Source organism: Novosphingobium album (ex Liu et al. 2023) (genome assembly GCF_029076845.1).
Taxonomy (GTDB): Bacteria; Pseudomonadota; Alphaproteobacteria; order Sphingomonadales; family Sphingomonadaceae; genus Novosphingobium.
This window is the reverse complement of sequence record NZ_JARESE010000049.1, coordinates 65,536-84,265: the sequence shown is the minus strand read 5'-3', so window position 1 is coordinate 84,265 and position 18,730 is coordinate 65,536. Positions and strand designations below refer to the sequence as shown.

Here is an 18,730-nt window from a genome sequence, read left to right as displayed (position 1 = left end):
CTGCCTTGGTCGCCGGATTTTTCCGAGCCTTCGACCGGCAACGGTCGACCGGAAAATGCCCTAGCGGCTGTGCGCGGGCCTGTCATGGGCGTTGCACTTGGCCTGGCATCGCGCGACAAGGGCAGGACCAGTCCCGCGATGACAGCCTCCGAATTGGAAAGAGCCTTGATGCGTTCAGCCCTGCTTGCCGTTCCCGCCCTGCTGGCGGCCGCCCTGCCCGCCTCGGCCCAAACGGGCGCCTCCGGCCCCGCCACCCCGGCCGGCCAGGAAGCGCTGGCGATCCTCAGGGAAGCGATCGAGGTGCCGACCGTCGCCGGGCGCGGGCAAGTGCCGGTGCTGGCGCAAAAGCTCAAGGCGCGGCTCGTCGCCGCCGGGTTCAGGGCCGAGGACGTGGCGTTCACCCCGCTGGGCGAGACCGGCTACCTCACCGCGCGCTATCCCGGCCGCGATCGCAAGGCCAAGCCCTATGTGGTGATCGCGCATATGGACGTGGTCGAGGCGAGGCCGGCCGACTGGGAGCGCGATCCGTTCAAGGCGGTGGTCGAGAACGGCTTCGTCTATGGGCGCGGCGCGATCGACAACAAGGGCGACCTTGCCATGGTCATGGCCGCGATCGCCAAGCTGAAGCGCGAAGGCTGGGTGCCGTCGCGCGATATCGTCATCGGCTTTTCGGGGGACGAGGAAACCCAGATGGCCACCACCAAGGCCATGGCCGACGCGCTGGCCGATGCCGCGCTGGTGCTCAATGCCGACGCAGGCGGGGGCGAGCTTTCCGCCGATGGCACGCCGTTCGTCTATCAGGTGCAGGCCGGCGAGAAGACTTACGCCGATTATACGCTGAAGATCAGCGATCCGGGCGGCCATTCCAGCCGGCCGGGCAAGACCAACCCGATCGCCGCGATGGGCACCGCGCTGGCCAGGATCTGGGCCTACAAGTTCCCGCCGCAGCTCAGCCCGCTGACCAAGGCCTACCTCGAAGGCAGCGCACCGCAGGCCCCCGCCGATATCGCGCCGGCCATGCGCGCCTATGCCGCCAACCCGAAGGACGAGGCGGCGATCGCCGCGCTTTCCGCGCGCCCCGAATATATCGGCGTGATCCGCACGACTTGCGTGCCGACGATGGTGAACGGCGGCCACGCGCCCAACGCGCTGCCGCAATCGGTGGAAGCCAACGTCAATTGCCGCATCTTCCCCGGCACCAGCCGCGCCGGTGTGCAGCAGACGCTGGGCGAGATCATCGCCGATCCGGCGATCGGCATCGCGTTCAAGGACAACGGCACGCTCGAATCGATCGAATCGCCGCTGGACCCCAGGATCATGGCCGCCGTCGACAAGGCGGTGCACGAACGCGCGCCGGGCATCGCCATCGTTCCGGGCATGAGCGCGGGCGCGACCGATTCGATGCATTTCCGCGCCAAGGGCATCACCGCGCTGGCCGTCTCGGCCTCGTTCATCCGGCCCGAGGACGAGTTCGCCCACGGGCTTAACGAACGGCTGCCGCTGGCGACGCTCGATCCCGGCGTGAAGCAGTGGGAAACGGTGCTGCGCACGATCGCCCGGTAAGGCCGCCGGCTTTGATCGCGACGCCCGCCTGGCCGCCTCGCAGCGCGCCGCGCCTGTTCGTGGGCGATGTCCTGGCACCCGGCGTCCCCGTGACCATCGGCGAGGGGCAGGCGCATTATCTGGCCAGGGTGATGCGCGTGGCCACGGGCGACGCGGTGATCCTGTGCGACGATGCGACGGGCGAATGGGCCGCCACGGTCAGCGCCGTGGCGAAGCGCGAGATCACGCTGACCGTGCGCGACCGCTTGCGCCTGCGTGAGCAGGTGCCCGATTTCACGCTCTGCGCCGCGCTGCTCAAGAAGCCGAACTTCGATCTCGTGCTCGAAAAAGGCACCGAGCTGGGCGTGCGGCGCCTCCAGCCGGTGGTGACGCGGCGCTGCGTGGCCGACAAGCTCAACGCCGAACGCGCGCGCGCCATCGTCACCGAAGCGGCCGAGCAATGCGCGCGCACCGCGCTGCCCCAGCTTGCCGAGCCGGTGAAGCTCGATGCGCTGCTGCGCGACTGGCCCGGGGACCGCGCGCTGTTCTTCGCCGACGAGACGGGCGGCGCGCCCGCCGCCACCGCCTTTACCGCCCATGCCGGCCCGGCGGCGCTGCTGGTCGGCCCCGAAGGCGGGTTCGACGATGCCGAGCGCGCTGCGATCCGCGCGCATCCGCAAGCGCGCGCGATTTCGCTGGGCCCGCGCATCCTGCGCGGCGAGACCGCCGCCATCGCCGCGACGGCATTGTGGATGGGGCTGGCGGGCGACTGGCATAAATAGCTGGCGCTCCCCCGGTCTCTCCCCTAACGGCACGCCCATGAGCACGCGCGAGATGTCGGATCATATCGATCCGGTGATCGAATCCATCTCCCAACTCGCCGAACCCATGGCGGCGGGCGAGAAGCCGCGCGAGAAATGGCGCATCGGCACCGAGCATGAAAAGCTCGTCTACGATGTCGGCGATCACCACGCGCCTTCCTATGACGAACCTGGCGGCATCCACGACATGCTGATGGCGCTGACCGAGTTCGGCTGGGAGCCGGTGGAGGAAGGCGGCAAGGTCATCGCCCTGCGCGGCGAGGACGGCGCCGTCAGCCTCGAACCCGCCGGCCAGCTCGAACTCTCGGGTGCCCCGCTTGAAAACCTGCACGAGACCTGCAACGAAACCGGGCGCCACCTCGAACAAGTAAAAGCCATCGGCGAGCGGACCGGCACCGGCTTCCTCGGCCTCGGCATGTGGCCCGACAAGCGGCGCGACGAGCTGCCGGTGATGCCCAAGGGCCGCTACGCGATCATGCTGCGGCACATGCCCCGCGTCGGCACGATGGGTCTCGACATGATGCTGCGCACCTGCACCATCCAGGTGAACCTCGATTATTCCAGCGAGGCCGACATGGTGCACAAGTTCCGCACCAGCCTGGCGTTGCAACCGCTCGCCACCGCGCTGTTCGCCAATTCCCCGTTCACCGAGGGCAAGCCCAACGGCTTCCTCTCCTATCGCAGCCACATCTGGTCGGACACCGACCCGGCGCGGACCGGGATGCTGCCTTTCGTGTTCGACGGCGATTTCGGCTATGAAAGCTATGTGAACTACATGCTCGACGTGCCGATGTACTTCGTCTTTCGCGATGGGAAATACATCGACGCCGCCGGCCAGAGCTTCCGCGATTTCATGGAAGGCCGCTTGCCGGCCCTGCCCGGCGAACTGCCGCGCCTGAGCGACTGGACCGACCATCTTTCCACCGCCTTTCCCGAAGTGCGGCTGAAATCGTTCCTCGAAATGCGCGGCGCCGATGGCGGCCCGTGGACCCGGATCTGCGCGCTGCCCGCGTTCTGGGTGGGCCTGCTGTACGATCAGGGCGCGCTCGATGCCGCCTGGGACCTGGTGCGCGGCTGGGACATGGAAGGGCGCGAGACCCTGCGCAACGCGGTGCCCCGGCTGGGGCTCGACGCGCCGATCCCCGGCGGCGGCACCTTGCGCAAGATCGCGGGCGAAGTGGTCGACATCGCGCGGGCCGGGCTCAACGCGCGCGGCCGGCTCGATACCGGCGGCAACAACGAGAGCGGTTTTCTTGAGCCGCTGGCCGAGATCGTCAAGTCCGGCAAAGTGCCGGCGCAGCGCCTGCTCGACAAGTTCCACGGCGAATGGGGCGGCGATATCAGCCGCATCTACGAGGAAAGCTTCTAAACGCGATCGTGGACGCGCCCGAGCGGTCCGGGGCTCAAGCGGGCGCCGGATCACCGCATATCGGATGGCAAGCGCCGCGGTGCCCTGATCATTCGGCCGGCTGCATCGGCCGGGGACGCGGCAGCAGCCGCTGGCCCGCCATCGAAAACAGCCGCGTGATGAAAGCATTCTCGGCCATCCAGGCGTGATATTCGCGATATTTCGCGTCTTCGGCCAGGAGGTGCTTCTCCTCGGTCTTCGCACGCCAGAAATAGATGCCGCTGACCACGCCCAGCATCACCGTGTTGCGCACCACGTCGGTCAACGAATGGTTGGTGACGAGGAACGGCAGGGTAGAGCACCACCAGAACAGGTTCTTCGACAGATAAGCCGGATGCCGGGTGAAGCGGTAAGGCCCGTTGGTCAGCACGCCGCGATAGGTGAGGTTGGAAAAGCGCAGGCCAAAGGCGAAAGTCGCCCAGGCATAGACCCCGGTAAGGAACACCAGCAGCGCGCCCCAGATCCACAGCAACGCCGGATTGCCCGCCATCCATTGCGCCCAGCCGGCGGTGTTGACTTCGTAGGCCAGCACATTGGCATTGCCCATCGTGCCCCAGACGAACGGCGGATAGCATATCAGCGCCGCGACCCAGCCGGCGAGATGGGGATTGCCGCTGCGGATATGCGCATCAAGCGGGCGCAGCGTGACGAGATAGCCCACCGTGCCGATCTGCACGTCGATCAGGAACAGCGCCTCGATCAGCACGCCGGCCAACGCGACCGGATCGGCGGCGATGGCCCCGAAATCGGCGGTGACGACGGTGTAGAAGCCGGGCGGCAGGATCGAGATCATGAAGGCGCCGAAGAAGCCCTTGATCGCCCAGGCGCGCCAATGGCGCTTGACCCGTTCGGCATCCCAGCTCTCGCGCCCGATCAGCATCGCGCCGAAATGCCAGGCGCCGTCGCGCGGCTCGATCAGGTAGCGATCGAGCCACAGCACGTAAGGCACCGAAAGCAGGAAGGTGGGCACCGCAGCCGCGCCGATCACTTCCATCGCGAACAGGTACTGGCCCGACCAGTACCAGCGCGCGACGCAGTAGAAGAAGCCGATCATCGCCCAGGTCGCCCACAGGCCGGCCAGCTTGGTGATCGAGATATCCAGCGTCGCGCCAGGCGCGCGGCGCAGCGTCCAGTCGATCCCGGTGGAGGCCCGCAAGTGCACCTTGTCGACCAGCACCGACCACAGCACCATCGGCACGCCGGTGAACAGCATCGTCGTCAAGGCCGCGTAAGGCCCGGACAGCGGCTCGCGCGGGCCGGGAATGGCGAAGGCTTCGGCGATGCCGGCCCAGTTGCGGCAGATCACGATCCACACGAACAGGCCGGCAAGCCCCACCAGCCCCACGGCCGGCGAGACATCGCTGGCCGGCCGGACGGCCACGGCGTGCTTCGCGTCGCTCATGCCGCCGGGCCTAGCGGCAAAAGGTTAATCGGCGTGAAACGCCCGAACGAAAGCGCCCGCCGATCAGCGGAACGCGGTGATCCGGCCGCTGTCATCCAGCATGTAAAGCGTCTGGTTGGCCACCACCGGGGCCAGCGAGACCGGCCCGTTCAATTCGGCGAAGCTGGTGTAGGTGCCTTCGGCCGGATCGACATAGCCCAGCTGGCCGCGCGAATTGGCCACCCACAGGCGATTGCCGGCCAGCACCGGGCCCACCCAGAAGATCTGGTCCTTACGCTTCTTGACATTGCGGTACTTGCCCAGATCGGTGAGCCAGCGCACTTTGCCCGTGCCGCGCGCGATCGCCAGGATCTGCGCGTCATCGGTCAGCGTGAACACCCAGTCGCCCACCACCGCCGGCGTGGAAATGCCCGCCAGGTTGAGTTCCCAGATGCGCTGGCCGGTGAGCAGTTCGTAAGCGGCCATGCGCCCGCCCTGCCCCAGTGCATAGACCCGGCCGCGATCGATGATCGGATCGGCATCGACATCGGTAAGACTGCCCACCTCGGTCGAGATCGAGGTGCGGGCCAGCGCGTCCGACCAGAGCTGGCGGCCGTTCTCATAGCGATAGGCGACCAGCTCGCCCGAGGAATAGCCCGCGATCACCGTGCCCTGGCCCGCCGCCGGGGCGGCCACGCCGAAAACGCCCGCTTGCTCGACCGAGCCCGATTCGGTCCAGATCGGCTTGCCGTCGGCGGCATCGAGCGCGAGGATCTGGTTGTCCTGCGTCATCACGTAGACCGCGTTGAACGCGACTGTCGGCGATCCGCGCAGCGGTCCGCTCGGCTTGGCCTTCCACACCACATCGCCGTTCGTGGCATCGAGCGCGGCGACTTCGCCCACGCCGGTGGTGATATAGAGGCGGCCGCCATCGAAGCTGGCGCCGCCGCCGAACACCGATTGCGAACCGTCGCCCGAAACGCTGAAGCTGCGCGACCACAGCTTGGTGCCGTTATCGGCATTGAACGCGCTGACGTTGCCCTCGGTATCCATCACGTAGAGCCGGCCATCGCCGATTACCGGCGAGGCGGCGAGGCGCTGGCGATTCGATGATCCGGCGACATTGGCGGTCCACAGCCTGGCGGGCTGCGCGCTCAGCGCGAGGTGGCCATAGCTCTTGCTGGGCGTGCCGCCGGCCTGCGGCCAGTCGGGGTTGGCCTCGGCAGGGGGCAGGATCACCGAGACCCCGGCCATTTCGGGATCGACTTTCGCGCCCGCCTCGATCCGCGAGAGGATCGGCACGCGTTCGCCCACCGTCGGCGTCTTGGGCCCTTCCTTGTTGCCGAAGACCTTGCACCCCGACAGGCCGAGGACAAGCGCCAGCGCGAGCATCGGTATGGCCTTGCGGGTCGAGGGATTACCAGACTTCATGCACACATCCTCACCAGCAAACAGGTTCATTCGGCCGCCGGGCCGGGCGCCGCCGCGGCATTCTCGCCACTGGCGCTCTTTTCCTCGACCACATCGTCCAGCGCGTCCTGGCCGAGAATGCCGGCAAGCTGGCGCGCGCGGCTGCGCAGCGAATCCGGCAAGGTTTCATCGCGCGCAATCTGGGCGAAAAGCGGGCCGGCGAGATTTTGCTTGCCCTGCTTGAGATAGGCGATGCCCACCAGTTCGCCCGCCAGGCCGAACCAGGGATTGCCTTTCACCGCCAGCGGCTTCAGCCGGTCGATCACCGCCTGGGGCGGGATCGTATCGAACCCGGCGGTGACTTCGCGCACGGTGGCCAGATCGCGCAGCGGCTGCGGCACCGCGCTGTCCTGCGCGACTTCGCCATAGAGCTTCACCGCCTCGGCGGTGCGCTGCTGTTCCAGCGCGATGCCCGCGCGCATCAGCCGGGCGGCGGCGTCCGCGCCGGGGCCGCCCTGGCCCGCCAGCGCCGCCAGCTTCTCGTCGGCCGCCTTCAGGTTGTTGGCGTCGAGATCGTCGAGCGCCTGGACGAACTTTTCGGCATGTTCCTCGGCCTGCGCACGCGAACGGTGCTGCCAGTAGAGATAGCCGCCGAAGGCCAGCAGCCCGATGACGAGCGCGGCGAGCACCGGCACGCCATAGCGCTTGAAGAAACCTTCCATCTGGTCATGCCGCAGCGCATCGTCGACTTCGCGCAGGAACACGTCCTGCTGCGCGGCCTTGCGCTGGACCGACTTTTCGGAGTCACCGTTTGCGGAAGGAGGCAGGGCCAATGCGGGCGCTTTCTGCGGATGGTTGCGAGATTGCCGGGCTGTTTAGCGGATGGGCGTGGGTTTTCAACGATATTGATCGCTGCACGGATATGCGTGAAGCCCGGCTGAATGGGCCTGGCGCGAAAGGCCCGCTCAGGGAAAGCGCGGGCGGCGCAAGGCCGCGCCATAAGTCGCCCGGTAAGCGGAAATCATCGTCTTTTCATCATAATGCGCCTCGGCATGGGCGCGATTGGCCGCGCCCACGCGCCGGCGCAAGTCCGCGTCGGCAGCGAGCGTTTCCAGGCTTTGCGCCAGCGCGCCCTCATCCCCCGGCGCCGTGACGAAGGGGCGGTTTTCCACCGAAACCATCCCGGCCACGTCGCCCACGGCCGGCGACGCAACGGCAAGCCCGGCCGCCATGGCCTCCACCACCGAGATCGGGAACTGCTCGCTGTCCGATGACAAGGCGAACAGATCGAACAGGCCCACCGCCTTCGACGGATCGGGCACGAAGCCGGGCAAGTGCACCCGGTGCGCCACGTCGAGCCGCCGCGCCTCGGCACGGATCGCCTCGCGCTCAGGCCCTTCGCCCAGGATCACGAGCTGCCACGGCTCTGGCATGGCGCAGAAAGCGCGGACCAGCCGGGGCAGGTTCTTGACCGCGCGCAGCCCGGCCAGGGTGCCGACCCACTTTTCATCCGGCCGCTTGACAATGCGCGGCAGCGCGTCGGCCCTGGGCCGGGCGCGGTAGGCCTTCACGTCGATGCCGTTGGCGATCAGCCGCACGCGCCCGCGCGGCTGCTGCCAGGGGCCCAGAGCGATCGCCTCCAGGCTCTTCGACGGGACCACCAGCGCCGAGGCCCGCGCCAGCGCGATGCGGCGGAACCAGTTGCGCGCGGTCTTCAGGCCATCGGCCTCGTCCTCGTTGAACCCGTCCTCGTGGTGGACCAGCGGCGGCAGGCCGAGAAAATCGCGAAACAGGGTATGCGCCATCACCGCATCCATCGCCCCCCAGTTATAGGTCAGGACAAGGTCATAGGGCTTCATCGCCCGGGCAATGCGCTGCAGCCGGCCCGGCAGGGGCCGTCCTTCGAGCGAGGGGAAATCGGGAAAGGCAAAGGCGATGCCCGGCGCGATCGCGGCCGCCGCGCCATGCGCGCCGGGCGAGGCGGAGACGATATCGTGCGACACGCCCTTGCCGAACGCGTTCATCAGCCGCACCGCGCGCAGTTCCTTACCGCCCGGATTGAAGCTGGAATGAAGATGGAGCAGGCGCAAGGTCAGGCCACTTTCGCCAGCAGGCGGTCGATCGCGGCCTCCACCTCGGGCTCGGACAGGCTGGGCGCATGGCCGACGCCGGGGACCGTGACGACATCGGCATCGGGCAGGCGCGCGCGCATCCCGGCCAGCGTCTCTTCCGACAGCAGGTCCGACAGGGCGCCGCGCACGATCAGCACCGGCTTGCCCGCCAGCGCTTCGATCCCCGGCCAGAGATCGGGCTGGGCATGGACGTCCAGCCCGACGAAAGGCTCGGCGATCTTCATGTCGTAATCGAACACGATGCGGCCATTGCTGGACAGCGTCATCACGCGCTTGGCCATGGCGATCCAGTCGGACAAGTCGTAGCCGGGATGCGCGGTGCCCTGGGTTTCCTCCAGCGCGCGGGCGGCGTGGACCCAGGTGGGAAAGCTGCGGCCCTGGCCGACATAGTCCTTGATCCGCGTCAGCCCGGCCGGTTCGAGCCAGGGGCCGACATCGTTGATCACCGCCCCGGCGATCTGGCCCGGCGAAAGCATCGCCAGGATCATCGTCATCAGCCCGCCCAGCGACGTGCCGACCGCGACGATCCGCGCGATCCCCAGTTCATCCAGCAGCGCGGAAAGATCATCGACATATTGCATGGGGTTATACGTCGCCGCATCACGGGCATATTCGCTTTCGCCCCGGCCCCGCATTTCCGGGCAAAGCACGCGCCATGCGGGCGAGAGACGCTCGGCCAGCGCCTCGAAATCGCGGGCATTGCGCGCCAGCCCGTGCAGGCAGACGATCGGCGGACGGCCCGCGCCTTCCCCGTGATCGGGCCCCGCGTAATCGCGGTAGTGGAGCTTCAGCCCGTCACGGCTCGTCCAGAACCGATCCTCGTATCGCGTCATTTCCTGAACCGGCGCCCCTGCCTAGGTCATTTAGCCATCACCGCCCGGCTTGCATGGCGGGCGCCCTCAGCCCACTATCGCCTGATGCGAAGCGAACCGCAAGCAAGTGCCTATCGTCCCGACCCCCGTATCGAGACAGTTTCCGCCTGGCTTGCCGCCCCGGTCGCCGCGGCCGCGTTCCCGCGGCACGTCACGCGCTTCCGCAATGGCCGCTGGGCCCGCGCGGTGGGGCTGGACGGGCTGGACGAGGCGCAATGGATCGCGCATTTCGCCCGGTTCGAGCCGCTGGCCGGCAACCTGGCGCAGCCGCTCGCGCTGAAATACCACGGCCACCAGTTCCGCGCCTACAACCCGGACATCGGCGACGGGCGCGGCTTCCTGTTCGCGCAGCTGCGCGACGGGGCCGGGCGGCTGCTGGACCTGGGCACCAAGGGATCGGGCCAGACCCCCTTCAGCCGCGACGGCGACGGGCGGCTGACGCTGAAAGGCGCGGTGCGCGAGATTCTCGCCACCGAAATGCTCGAAGCGCTGGGCGTCAACACCAGCAAGACCTTCTCGGTGATCGAGACCGGCGAAGCGCTGTGGCGCGGCGACGAGCCTTCGCCCACGCGCTCGGCGGTGCTGGTGCGGCTGAGCCATGGCCATATCCGCATCGGCACGTTCCAGCGCCTGCTCGCGCATGACGAACGCGATCATATGGCCGCGCTCGTTGCCTATTGCCTGGAAACCTATCCCGGCGGCGAGCCGCCCGCCGACGCGCCGGGCCGCGACGAGCCGGCGGTGATCCTGATGCACCAGGTGGTGGAACGGATGGCCGATCTCGCCGCGTCCTACATGGTCGCGGGCTTCGTCCACGGCGTGCTCAACACCGACAACATGAACATTTCGGGCGAAAGCTTTGACTATGGCCCGTGGCGCTGGCTGCCCCGGTGGGAGCCGGGCTTCACCGCCGCCTATTTCGACCATACGGGCCTCTATGCCTTCGGCCGCCAGCCCGAGGCCATCCTGTGGAACTGCGGGCAGTTCGCGGTCGCGCTGCGGCTGCTGGCCGAAAGCGAGCCGCTGATCGCCGCGCTCGACCGTTTCGGCCCGCTTTACGCCGCCGCCATGGCCCGGCGCTTTACCGCCCGCCTCGGCGTGGCGCCGCGCGGGCAGGAGCACGACACCGCGCTCATCCTCGCGGCCGAACGGTCTATGCGCGAAAGCGGCGTGGCACCCGAGAGCTTCTTCTTCGCCCATCGCGGCGGCCGCGCGGCGCCGGCAGGCGAACTGGCGGATATCCTGGCCGGATACGCGCCCGCCGCGCCGCTGGACGATCCGATCTGGGCCGAGCCCACCCCGCCCGGCGTGCTGATCGACGAAGTGGAGCGCACCTGGTCGGCGATCGACGCGCATGACGACTGGGCGCCGCTCCACGAGAAAGTCGCCGCGATCCGCCGGCTGGGCGCCGCGCTCGGCGAAAGCACCGTTCCCCGCGATGAGCCGTTGGCACGTTAGCAACACGGTAGGATTACCTGTGCCATAGACCCTCAATTCTAGAACTTTCTTGGATAACGGAATTTTAGTGGTCATGGACGCGGTAGCGACAGGCACGTCAGGCACAGGCAGCGACCGGGGCCCCGCAGGCAAAGGGAGCACGGCCGAGATCATTTCCCATGAGCCGGCCACGGGCTCCGAGATCTGGCGCGGCAAGGTCAGCGATATCGACGAGGCGGTGAAGCGCGCCCGGCGCGCCTGGCCCGCCTGGGCCGCGCAGCCGCTGTCCACCCGCATGGAACTGCTCCGCCGCTTCGCCAACGAAGTGCGCAAGGATGCCGAAAAGCTGGCAACGACGATCGCGCGGGAAACCGGCAAACCGATGTGGGAAGCCCGCGCCGAAGTCGACAACGTGATCGCCAAGGTGGAAATCTCGATCCGCGCCTTCGCCGAGCGCACGGCGCAGCGCAAGCTCGATTCGGCGATGCAGGGCACGCTGGCCGTCCGCCACAAGCCGCACGGGGTGCTGGCGGTGCTGGGCCCGTTCAACATGCCCGCGCACTTGCCCAACACGCATATCGTGCCCGCGCTGATCGCCGGCAACGCGGTGGTGTTCAAGCCCAGCGAAAAGGCCCCGGCGACCGGCGAGATGCTGGCCCGCTGCTTCAACCGGGCGGGGATATCGGCGGCGGTGATGCAGTTCGTCGCGGGCGGCCCGGCCGAAGGGCAGGCGCTGGTCGCGCACGAGGATATCGACGGCGTGCTGTTCACGGGATCGGCCAACACCGGCATCACCATCAACCGCCGGCTGGCAACCCGGCCGGACAAGGTCTGCGCGCTGGAGATGGGCGGCAACAACCCGCTGGTGGTGTGGGACACGCCCAAGATCACCGACGCGGCCGCGCTGGTCGTGCAGTCCGCCTTCACCTCCACCGGGCAGCGCTGCACCGCCGCGCGCCGGCTGATCGTCAAGTCCTCGCTCTACGATGCCGTGGTCCACGAAGTGAAGGCGCTGGCCGATCGCCTGATCTTCGGCGCCCCGTTCGACGAGCCGGCGCCGTTCATGGGCCCGGTGATCGACAATGCCGCCGCCGACGGGCTGACCGAAAGCTTCGTCTACCTGCTCAGCCACGGCGGCAAGGCGATCAAGCACCTCGTCCGCCCGGACGACGCGCTACCGTTCCTCAGCCCGGCGATCATCGACACGACGGCGATGAAGGATCGCCCCGATGTCGAGCTGTTCGGCCCGATCCTGCAAGTGATCCGCGTCGACGATCTGGACGAGGCGATCGCGGAAGCCAACAACACCCGCTTCGGCCTCGTCGCCTCGCTGGTCGGCGGCAGCCCGCAGGACTACAACCGCTTCTGGGCCAACGTGCGCGCCGGGATCGTCAACTGGAACCGCCCGACCGTCGGCCCGGCGCACAGCGCCCCGATGGGCGGCATCGGGCTTTCGGGCAACCATCGCCCCACCGGCTATTACGCGGCGGACTATTGCGCCTATCCGGTGACGTCCGGCGAAATGGAACAGCCCCGCGCGGTGATCGGCGTGGGTTTGCGGTAATTTTTCCAGCCTCACGGCTGGGAGCGGCACCAGCCCGAGTCTTTGTTGGGTGCGGCCATGACATCCGTCATGGCCTTGCGGCACCGGCCCACGCCCCCCAGCCGTTAGGCTGGATAACCAACCCACCAGGCTGGAAAATCATTCGCCCGTGGCGATCAGGTCCACTTCGGTCAGGCCGTTCTTCAGCTTGCGGGCATAGATCAGGTACGAAGCGCCGCCCTTCTTGCCGCCCAGCACATGGTCGGTGCCGTCCATGTGGTATTCGGCGGCGTAGCCGCCCTTGGTTGCCTTGGTGTAATAGAAGCTGATGACGTCGCCCGGCGTCACCGGGGTGACGAAATTGACCACGCGCAGGCGGCAGCCCTCGCTGTCGGCGCCCGCCGCTTCCTGCACGGCGCCGCGCGGATAGACCGGCAACTCCGCCGGCAGCTTGGCCGCCCAGTCCATCGAATACTGCGCCTTCTGCGAGCAATCGGTGCTCGCCGCCTTCGACTGCTGCGCGACTTGCGCGGCGGTGGCGGCGCCTTCGACCAGCGAGGTGGCTCCGCCCGTGCCCGGCTGCGGCGCCGGCTTGAGCGTGCCGCCCGCCTGCTTGGCGGCTTCCGCGCGCGCGGCGGCGATGGCTTCGGGCGAGCGCTGCTCGGGCGGCAGTTCCACTTGCCCGCCGTTCGCCGAAACCGCCGCGCCGTTCTGCCCGGCCAGTTCGGGATCGACCATGATCTGGTCGCCCAGCGCGCCGGTCATCGCCGGGTCTTTCTCGGTGACGTCGTCGGCATCCTTGCGCGCCGGGTTGCAGCCGGCCAGCAAGGCCGCGCTGGCAAGGCCGGCAAGGAGGAAACGGGCAGGAGACTTCATCGGATCATTCCTTCCTCGGACAGATGCCCGACAGGGCGGGACACCACCCGAAACTGGCTTAACGCGCGGTTAAGCCTGTAGGGCAAGCGTTAACGAAGTCTTGAAGAGCATGGTTAAACCGCCGGTTTCGGCGCGGACGTGCCAAATCGGGATGGATCGCGGGGCGATCGTATCGGCATCCCGCCCGCCCGGCGATGCGGGGATCGAGGGCGCTTCCAGCCAGGCGGCGGAAGCGCCCTCGCGGCACATCTCGCGCCCGAAGCGCCATCCGTGCCGTGCTCCCCGCGCGTCGCCGTCCGCGCGGGGCATTCCGTTCCGGCCGATCCTGCCATAAGGCCGGATCGCGGTACGCATTCAGGAATAGAAGGAATAAGCTGAACGGACGGCAACACTTTCGTCAGATTCCGTGGTTTCGACGAAACGAGCATCGCCTTGCGACGAACCGTGGCTTGCCCCGCGCCCCGGCCTGACCTTAAGGGGGCCAAGGAGCCCGTCCCCCTCATGCCCACCCGCACCGATCGCCCGCCCAGCGGCCTGCCCTATGCCATCGGCGTCTATCTGCTCTGGGGGCTGTTCCCGTTCTATTTCCGGCTGGTGCGGCACGTGCCGGCGCTGGAAATGGTCGGCTGGCGCATCCTGTTCACCATCCCGGTATGCATCGCGATCGTCGCCTGGCGCGGCCAGTTCGCCCCGGTCCGCCTTGCCTTGCGCGATCGGCGCGTGCCGGGCGCGCTGGCCGCAAGCTCACTGCTGATCGGGAGCAACTGGCTGGTCTATGTCTTCGCCATCCAGTCGGGCCATGTCTTCGCGACCAGCCTGGGCTACTACATCAATCCGCTGGTCAACGTGCTGGCCGGCACGCTGTTCCTGCGCGAACGGCTGACCCGGCCGCAGTGGCTGGCGGTGGCGCTGGCGACGGTGGGCGTGGTGATCCTGGCCTGGGGCGCGCGCGAGATGCTGTGGATCAGCCTGATGCTGGCGTTCAGCTTCGCGGGCTATGGCCTGGTGCGCAAGCTGGCGCCGGTGGAGGCGTTGCCCGGCCTGACCATCGAATCGCTGATCCTGGCGCTGCCCGCCGCCGGGATCGTGCTGTGGTATGCCGCCAGCCCGGCCGGATCGAGCCTGGGCGTGACGCCGGGCACCGATTTCCTGCTGGCGATTTCCGGGCTCGTCACCGCGATCCCGCTGCTGCTTTTCGCGGTGGCGGCACGGCGGATGGAATATTCGACGCTGGGCTTCATCCAGTTCCTGACCCCGACGATCCTCTTCCTGCTGGGCCTTACCGTCTTTGGCGAGCCGCTGCGGCCGGTGCAACTCGCCTGCTTCGGCTTCATCTGGTCAGCGATCGCGGTGTTCAGCTTCGACCTGCTCGCGCGGCGGCGAGGCCGAGGCACGGGAGCGGGCCGGCGCCGCAAAGGTCATGACGCAGGTCCTGACCGCGCCAGACCAACATGACCGCACGCGACTAAAGCGCCGAAGCGAAGCGCAGCGGCTCTCCTTGCGCGGCGTTGGCGAGCTGGCCTTCCCACATCGCCAGATGCCCGCGCACGATCGTGCCGATCACCCGGCCTTGCAGGTCCATGCCGGTGAAGGGCGACCAGCCGCAGCGGCTTTCGAGCCAGTCCTCGGTCACGGTGAAGCGGCCCTTGCGGTCGATCACGGTGAAATCGGCGTCATAGCCGGCCGCGATCCGGCCCTTGCCGACCAGCCCGAACACGCGCTGCACGCCCGCGCTGGTCATGTCGATCAGGCGTTCCAGCGTCATGTGCCCCCTGGCGACATGATCGAGCATCAGCGGCAGCAGCGTCTGCACGCCGGGCATCCCGCTGGGACTTTGCGGATAGGGCCGCGCCTTTTCCTCGCGCGTGTGCGGCGCGTGGTCCGATCCCAGCACGTCGGGCACGCCCTGGCGCAGCCAGTGCCACAGCCCGTCGCGGTGCGCCGCCGACCGGATCGGCGGGTTCATCTGCGCGAAGCTGCCCAGCGCGGGATAAGCCTCCTCGGCCGCCAGCGTCAGGTGCTGGGGCGTCACCTCGCACGTCGCGATGTCACGATGCTGGCTGAGCAGTTCCAGCTCGGCCGGCGTGGTCACGTGCAGCACATGGATCGGCCGGCGCGCCGCGCGTGCCAGCTTGAGGATGCGCCGGGTGGCGAGGATCGCGCTCTCGTCATCGCGCCAGACCGGATGCGAGGCGGGATCGCCCTCGACCCGCAAGTGCTTGCGCTCGTTCATCCGCGCCTCGTCCTCGGCATGGATGGCGACGCGCCGCGTGCCGCTGGCCAGCACGCGGGCCAGCGCCTCGTCCTCGGCGACGAGCAGGCTGCCGGTGGACGCGCCCATGAAGATCTTCACGCCGGCCGTGCCCGGAATACGCTCCAGCTCGGCCAGCTCGGCCGCGTTGTCGGCGGTGGCGCCGACATAGAAGGCATGGTCGCAATACATCCGGTGATGCGCGCGTTCGAGCTTGTCGTGCACGCGCATCATCGAATCGGTGTTGGGCGAGGTGTTGGGCATCTCGAACACGGCGGTGACGCCGCCCATCACCGCCGCGCGACCGCCGGTTTCCAGGTCTTCCTTCTGCTCCAGCCCCGGCTCGCGGAAATGGACCTGGCTGTCGATCACGCCCGGCAGCACATCGAGCCCGGCGCAGTCGATCCGCCGCGCGGCCTGCGGATAGCTGCCGATGCCCAGGATCCTGCCGTCGCGCACCGCCACATCGGCCACCGCCGCGCCCGCAGGCGTGTGCACCAGCCCACCGGCCAGAACGAGTTCGGGGCTGCTGGCACTCATTGTCATGACCCTTTCGTGTTGCCGCCTGGAATCGCGGCCGAATCGCCGATGCTCCCGGCATGGCCGCGCCCATGCCACGATGGCACCGCGCGCGACAGCCGGCGGGCGAACCTTGCGCTTCGTTCATTTCGCCGCAAGCCCCATTGAGCAATGCTGGGCCACGGCCTATCTTGCCAGGTGAAAGGAATTCCGAACCATGCGCGTCGTCATCTATGACGAGGAAAGCCTCGAACCGATTACCGTCGTCAACCTGCCGGGCATGACCGAGCGCTGCCTTGAAGAGCGCCGGTACTGGCAGATCGCCGTCACCAAGCCCACGCCGCGCCCCGATGGCGTGCCCGAAGGGCGGCATTTCATCGATCAGGTGCGCTACGTCGATCTGGAGTTCGAGAAGATCAGCCGCGTGACGCTGACTTATGGTGAACAGGTGACGTGGCTGTGCCTCACCCGCGCGACCGAGCTGGCCATGCTGCTGACGCCTGACTGGCTGCCCGGCCAACGCCCGGCGATCGAGCGGCTGCAGGAAGAAAAGGAACTGCTCACCAGCCTGATGGTCGATACGCTGACCTCGCGCCCCGCGCGCGAGGACTGACCTCGCGAGCCATTTTCCGGTTTTGACGAAGGGTCGACCAAGTGCCGGCCCTTCGCTTTTTTTGGCGGCGCGCGCCATCAAATCACCATCTTCCGGTCGTGAACTGCGCCAATCACTCGCGCGGAGCCTCATGCCGGAACTTCCCTCACCACCGCCCGCGCTGGCGCAGCCGGCAGCCGGCGGGTTCGACCTGGCCGATCTGGCCGCGCGATCGGATGCGCCGGACTTTCGCATCGGTCGCCCGCGCTGCGCCGACAGCCGGCCCGGCGAGATCGTCGTCTGCGCGCCCGATCCCGAACGCGATCGGCTGCGCGCCCTGCCCGACTTGCCCGCGCCGCCGCCGCCCGGCGAAATCGCCTTGAGCGACAGCGCCCGGCTTGGCGCCCATGTCGAGGCGAATACGCTGGCCAATGGCATGACCAGCAACCGGGTCATGGTGGACGTCAAGATCAGGTTCTGACGCGCGGCGGACCATGCGGACCACCTTAACCTCGCAGGCCAAAAAGAAGGCCCGATCCGCGCGAGGGAGGACGCGGACCGGGCCTGTGGGAAAGCCGGCTGGCGGGGGGAATCAGCCGAAGTTGCCGGCTTTCGCGAATTCGCCGATCGCCTTGCGGCCGCTCGGCACTTCCCGTTCCTGAAGGTAGTCGGGCAGCTTCTCCTTGGGCGCCTGCTTGCCAATCGCCACCGCCGCTTCGAGCCGGTGGTCGGCCGGGATGCCCAGTTCGGTCACGGCCCGGGCGAAATCGACGCCGGTCATGCCGTGGGCGTGATAGCCCATGGCGGTCGCCTGCAGCGCCATCTGCGCCCAGGCCGCGCCGGCATCGAAGCTGTGGCTATGGTTGTCCGAATTGCCCTTTTCCGAACGCATCTGCGTATCCGAGACGACGAAGACCAGCACCGAGGCATCCTTGGCCCAACCCTGGTTGAATTCGACCAGCAGCGAGAGGAAGCGATCCCAGTTGGCATCGCCGCGCCGCGCGTAGAGGAACGTCCAGGGCTGCGCGTTGAAGGCCGAAGGCGCCCAGCCGGCGGCTTCGAAGATCACGTCCAGATCCGCCTGCGGAATCTCGCTGCCGTCGAAGGCGCGCGGCGACCAGCGATCGACGAACAGCTTTTCGACGCGGGGGTTGGCTTCATGGCGTTCGGTCATGGCAATATCCTTTCGGGTTGTGGGTAATCAGGCGGCGTCGACGAGGACCAGTTCAGCATCCTCGATCGCGGTTACGGTAATGCTGTCGAGCCCGGTGACGGCGATGCCGTCGCGGGCATTGGCCTCGACCTCGCCCACCCTGACCCGGCCTTTCGCGGGCACGAGATAGGCATGGCGGCCAGGCTCGGTCGGATAAGTCACGCTGTCACCGGCGCGCACGGTGGCGCCCAGCACGCGGGCATCGGCGCGGATCGGCAGGACATCGCCGTCCCCCGCGATCCCCGAAGCCAGCGTCACGAACTTGCCGGCGCGGTCTTCCCTGGGGAACGGACGCGCGCCCCAGCTCGGCTTCTCACCGCGCCGATCGGGCAGGATCCAGATCTGGAAGAGCGTGGTTTCCTCGTCCTCCAGGTTGTATTCGGAATGCTGGATGCCAGTGCCCGCGCTCATCACCTGCACGTCGCCCGCCTCGGTGCGGCCTTCGTTGCCCAGGCTGTCGCGGTGGGTGATGGCGCCCTTGCGCACATAAGTGATGATTTCCATGTCGTGGTGCGGATGGGTGGGAAAGCCCGTCTTCGGCGCGATCGTATCATCGTTCCACACCCGCAGGCGACCCCAGTTGGTCCGATCCGGGTCATGATAGCTGGCGAAGGAAAAGTGGTGGTGCGCGTCGAGCCAGCCGTGATTGGCGGCGCCGAGCGTGTTGAAAGGGCGAAGTTCGATCATGTCCGTTGCTCCCGTCGTGAAGTGTTGTGATGACGGGCAGATAGGG

General features: G+C 68.0%; 18 protein-coding genes. 8 read left to right on the top strand and 10 right to left on the bottom strand.

The window, feature by feature from the left end; translation table 11 throughout:
- Nucleotides 1-168 precede the first annotated feature (168 nt).
- From PYV00_RS14790 to PYV00_RS14780, 3 genes are read left to right on the top strand one after another with little or no spacing between them, the layout of a single operon-like run.
- Nucleotides 169-1,563 carry a M20/M25/M40 family metallo-hydrolase gene (locus tag PYV00_RS14790; RefSeq protein WP_275229062.1) on the top strand — a complete coding sequence of 465 codons (1,395 nt, stop codon included), beginning with the start codon at nucleotides 169-171 and terminating at the stop codon, nucleotides 1,561-1,563.
- 11 nt (nucleotides 1,564-1,574) lie between these two features.
- Nucleotides 1,575-2,324, top strand: coding sequence for a 16S rRNA (uracil(1498)-N(3))-methyltransferase (locus PYV00_RS14785; RefSeq protein WP_275229061.1), 750 nt, complete (start codon nucleotides 1,575-1,577; stop codon nucleotides 2,322-2,324).
- 37 nt (nucleotides 2,325-2,361) lie between these two features.
- Nucleotides 2,362-3,732, top strand: a complete 1,371-nt coding sequence (locus PYV00_RS14780) for a glutamate--cysteine ligase (protein ID WP_275229060.1) — start codon at nucleotides 2,362-2,364, stop codon at nucleotides 3,730-3,732.
- Nucleotides 3,733-3,820: 88 nt separating this feature from the next.
- Here the strand turns inward: PYV00_RS14780 and PYV00_RS14775 are convergent, their stop codons facing one another.
- The 5 genes from PYV00_RS14775 to PYV00_RS14755 form a co-directional block, all read right to left on the bottom strand.
- Nucleotides 3,821-5,173, bottom strand: a complete 1,353-nt coding sequence (locus PYV00_RS14775; protein ID WP_275229059.1) for a methyltransferase family protein — start codon at nucleotides 5,171-5,173, stop codon at nucleotides 3,821-3,823.
- Nucleotides 5,174-5,236: 63 nt separating this feature from the next.
- A complete protein-coding gene (locus PYV00_RS14770) occupies nucleotides 5,237-6,583 on the bottom strand; it encodes a PQQ-binding-like beta-propeller repeat protein (protein WP_275229058.1) in 1,347 nt (448 codons plus the stop codon).
- A gap of 26 nt (nucleotides 6,584-6,609) precedes the next feature.
- Entirely contained in the window at nucleotides 6,610-7,395 is a 786-nt protein-coding gene (locus PYV00_RS14765) for a tetratricopeptide repeat protein (RefSeq protein WP_275229057.1), read from the bottom strand.
- Nucleotides 7,396-7,527: 132 nt separating this feature from the next.
- Nucleotides 7,528-8,652, bottom strand: a complete 1,125-nt coding sequence (locus PYV00_RS14760; protein ID WP_275229056.1) for a glycosyltransferase family 4 protein — start codon at nucleotides 8,650-8,652, stop codon at nucleotides 7,528-7,530.
- 2 nt (nucleotides 8,653-8,654) lie between these two features.
- On the bottom strand, nucleotides 8,655-9,527 hold the full coding sequence (locus tag PYV00_RS14755) for an alpha/beta fold hydrolase (RefSeq protein ID WP_275229055.1): 873 nt from the start codon (nucleotides 9,525-9,527) through the stop codon (nucleotides 8,655-8,657).
- Nucleotides 9,528-9,611: 84 nt separating this feature from the next.
- Here PYV00_RS14755 and PYV00_RS14750 point away from each other — a divergent pair, with 84 nt between their 5' ends.
- Both PYV00_RS14750 and astD read left to right on the top strand, forming a co-directional pair.
- Nucleotides 9,612-11,024, top strand: coding sequence for a protein adenylyltransferase SelO family protein (locus tag PYV00_RS14750; protein ID WP_275229054.1), 1,413 nt, complete (start codon nucleotides 9,612-9,614; stop codon nucleotides 11,022-11,024).
- Nucleotides 11,025-11,097: 73 nt separating this feature from the next.
- A complete protein-coding gene (gene astD, locus PYV00_RS14745) occupies nucleotides 11,098-12,567 on the top strand; it encodes a succinylglutamate-semialdehyde dehydrogenase (protein WP_275229053.1) in 1,470 nt (489 codons plus the stop codon).
- A 138-nt stretch (nucleotides 12,568-12,705) separates the two neighbouring features.
- Here astD and PYV00_RS14740 read toward each other — a convergent pair whose 3' ends face one another.
- Both PYV00_RS14740 and PYV00_RS14735 read right to left on the bottom strand, forming a co-directional pair.
- Complete coding sequence (locus PYV00_RS14740; protein ID WP_275229052.1) at nucleotides 12,706-13,422, bottom strand: hypothetical protein; 717 nt, start codon at nucleotides 13,420-13,422, stop codon at nucleotides 12,706-12,708.
- 69 nt (nucleotides 13,423-13,491) lie between these two features.
- A complete protein-coding gene (locus PYV00_RS14735; RefSeq protein ID WP_275229051.1) occupies nucleotides 13,492-13,776 on the bottom strand; it encodes a hypothetical protein in 285 nt (94 codons plus the stop codon).
- A gap of 147 nt (nucleotides 13,777-13,923) precedes the next feature.
- Between PYV00_RS14735 and rarD the strand changes: the two genes are divergently transcribed.
- Nucleotides 13,924-14,877 (top strand): EamA family transporter RarD, encoded by a 954-nt coding sequence (gene rarD / locus PYV00_RS14730; RefSeq protein ID WP_275229050.1) that lies wholly within the window; start codon nucleotides 13,924-13,926, stop codon nucleotides 14,875-14,877.
- Between the two features lie 10 nt (nucleotides 14,878-14,887).
- Here the strand turns inward: rarD and PYV00_RS14725 are convergent, their stop codons facing one another.
- Nucleotides 14,888-16,213 carry a dihydroorotase gene (locus PYV00_RS14725; protein ID WP_275229049.1) on the bottom strand — a complete coding sequence of 442 codons (1,326 nt, stop codon included), beginning with the start codon at nucleotides 16,211-16,213 and terminating at the stop codon, nucleotides 14,888-14,890.
- A gap of 196 nt (nucleotides 16,214-16,409) precedes the next feature.
- On the opposite strand from PYV00_RS14725, the gene PYV00_RS14720 reads away from it, so the two are divergent.
- Entirely contained in the window at nucleotides 16,410-16,805 is a 396-nt protein-coding gene (locus PYV00_RS14720) for a hypothetical protein (RefSeq protein WP_275229048.1), read from the top strand.
- A gap of 130 nt (nucleotides 16,806-16,935) precedes the next feature.
- Nucleotides 16,936-17,265: a hypothetical protein gene (locus PYV00_RS14715; RefSeq protein ID WP_275229047.1), complete on the top strand. Its 330-nt coding sequence runs from the start codon at nucleotides 16,936-16,938 to the stop codon at nucleotides 17,263-17,265.
- A gap of 111 nt (nucleotides 17,266-17,376) precedes the next feature.
- On the opposite strand, the gene PYV00_RS14710 is transcribed toward PYV00_RS14715, so the two are convergent.
- Together PYV00_RS14710 and PYV00_RS14705 are read right to left on the bottom strand one after the other, a co-directional pair.
- The gene (locus tag PYV00_RS14710) at nucleotides 17,377-17,958 is read right to left on the bottom strand and encodes a nitroreductase family protein (RefSeq protein WP_275229046.1); all 582 of its coding nucleotides are present in this window, start codon (nucleotides 17,956-17,958) and stop codon (nucleotides 17,377-17,379) included.
- A gap of 27 nt (nucleotides 17,959-17,985) precedes the next feature.
- Nucleotides 17,986-18,684 (bottom strand): pirin family protein, encoded by a 699-nt coding sequence (locus tag PYV00_RS14705; protein WP_275229045.1) that lies wholly within the window; start codon nucleotides 18,682-18,684, stop codon nucleotides 17,986-17,988.
- Between the last annotated feature and the right edge of the window lie 46 nt (nucleotides 18,685-18,730).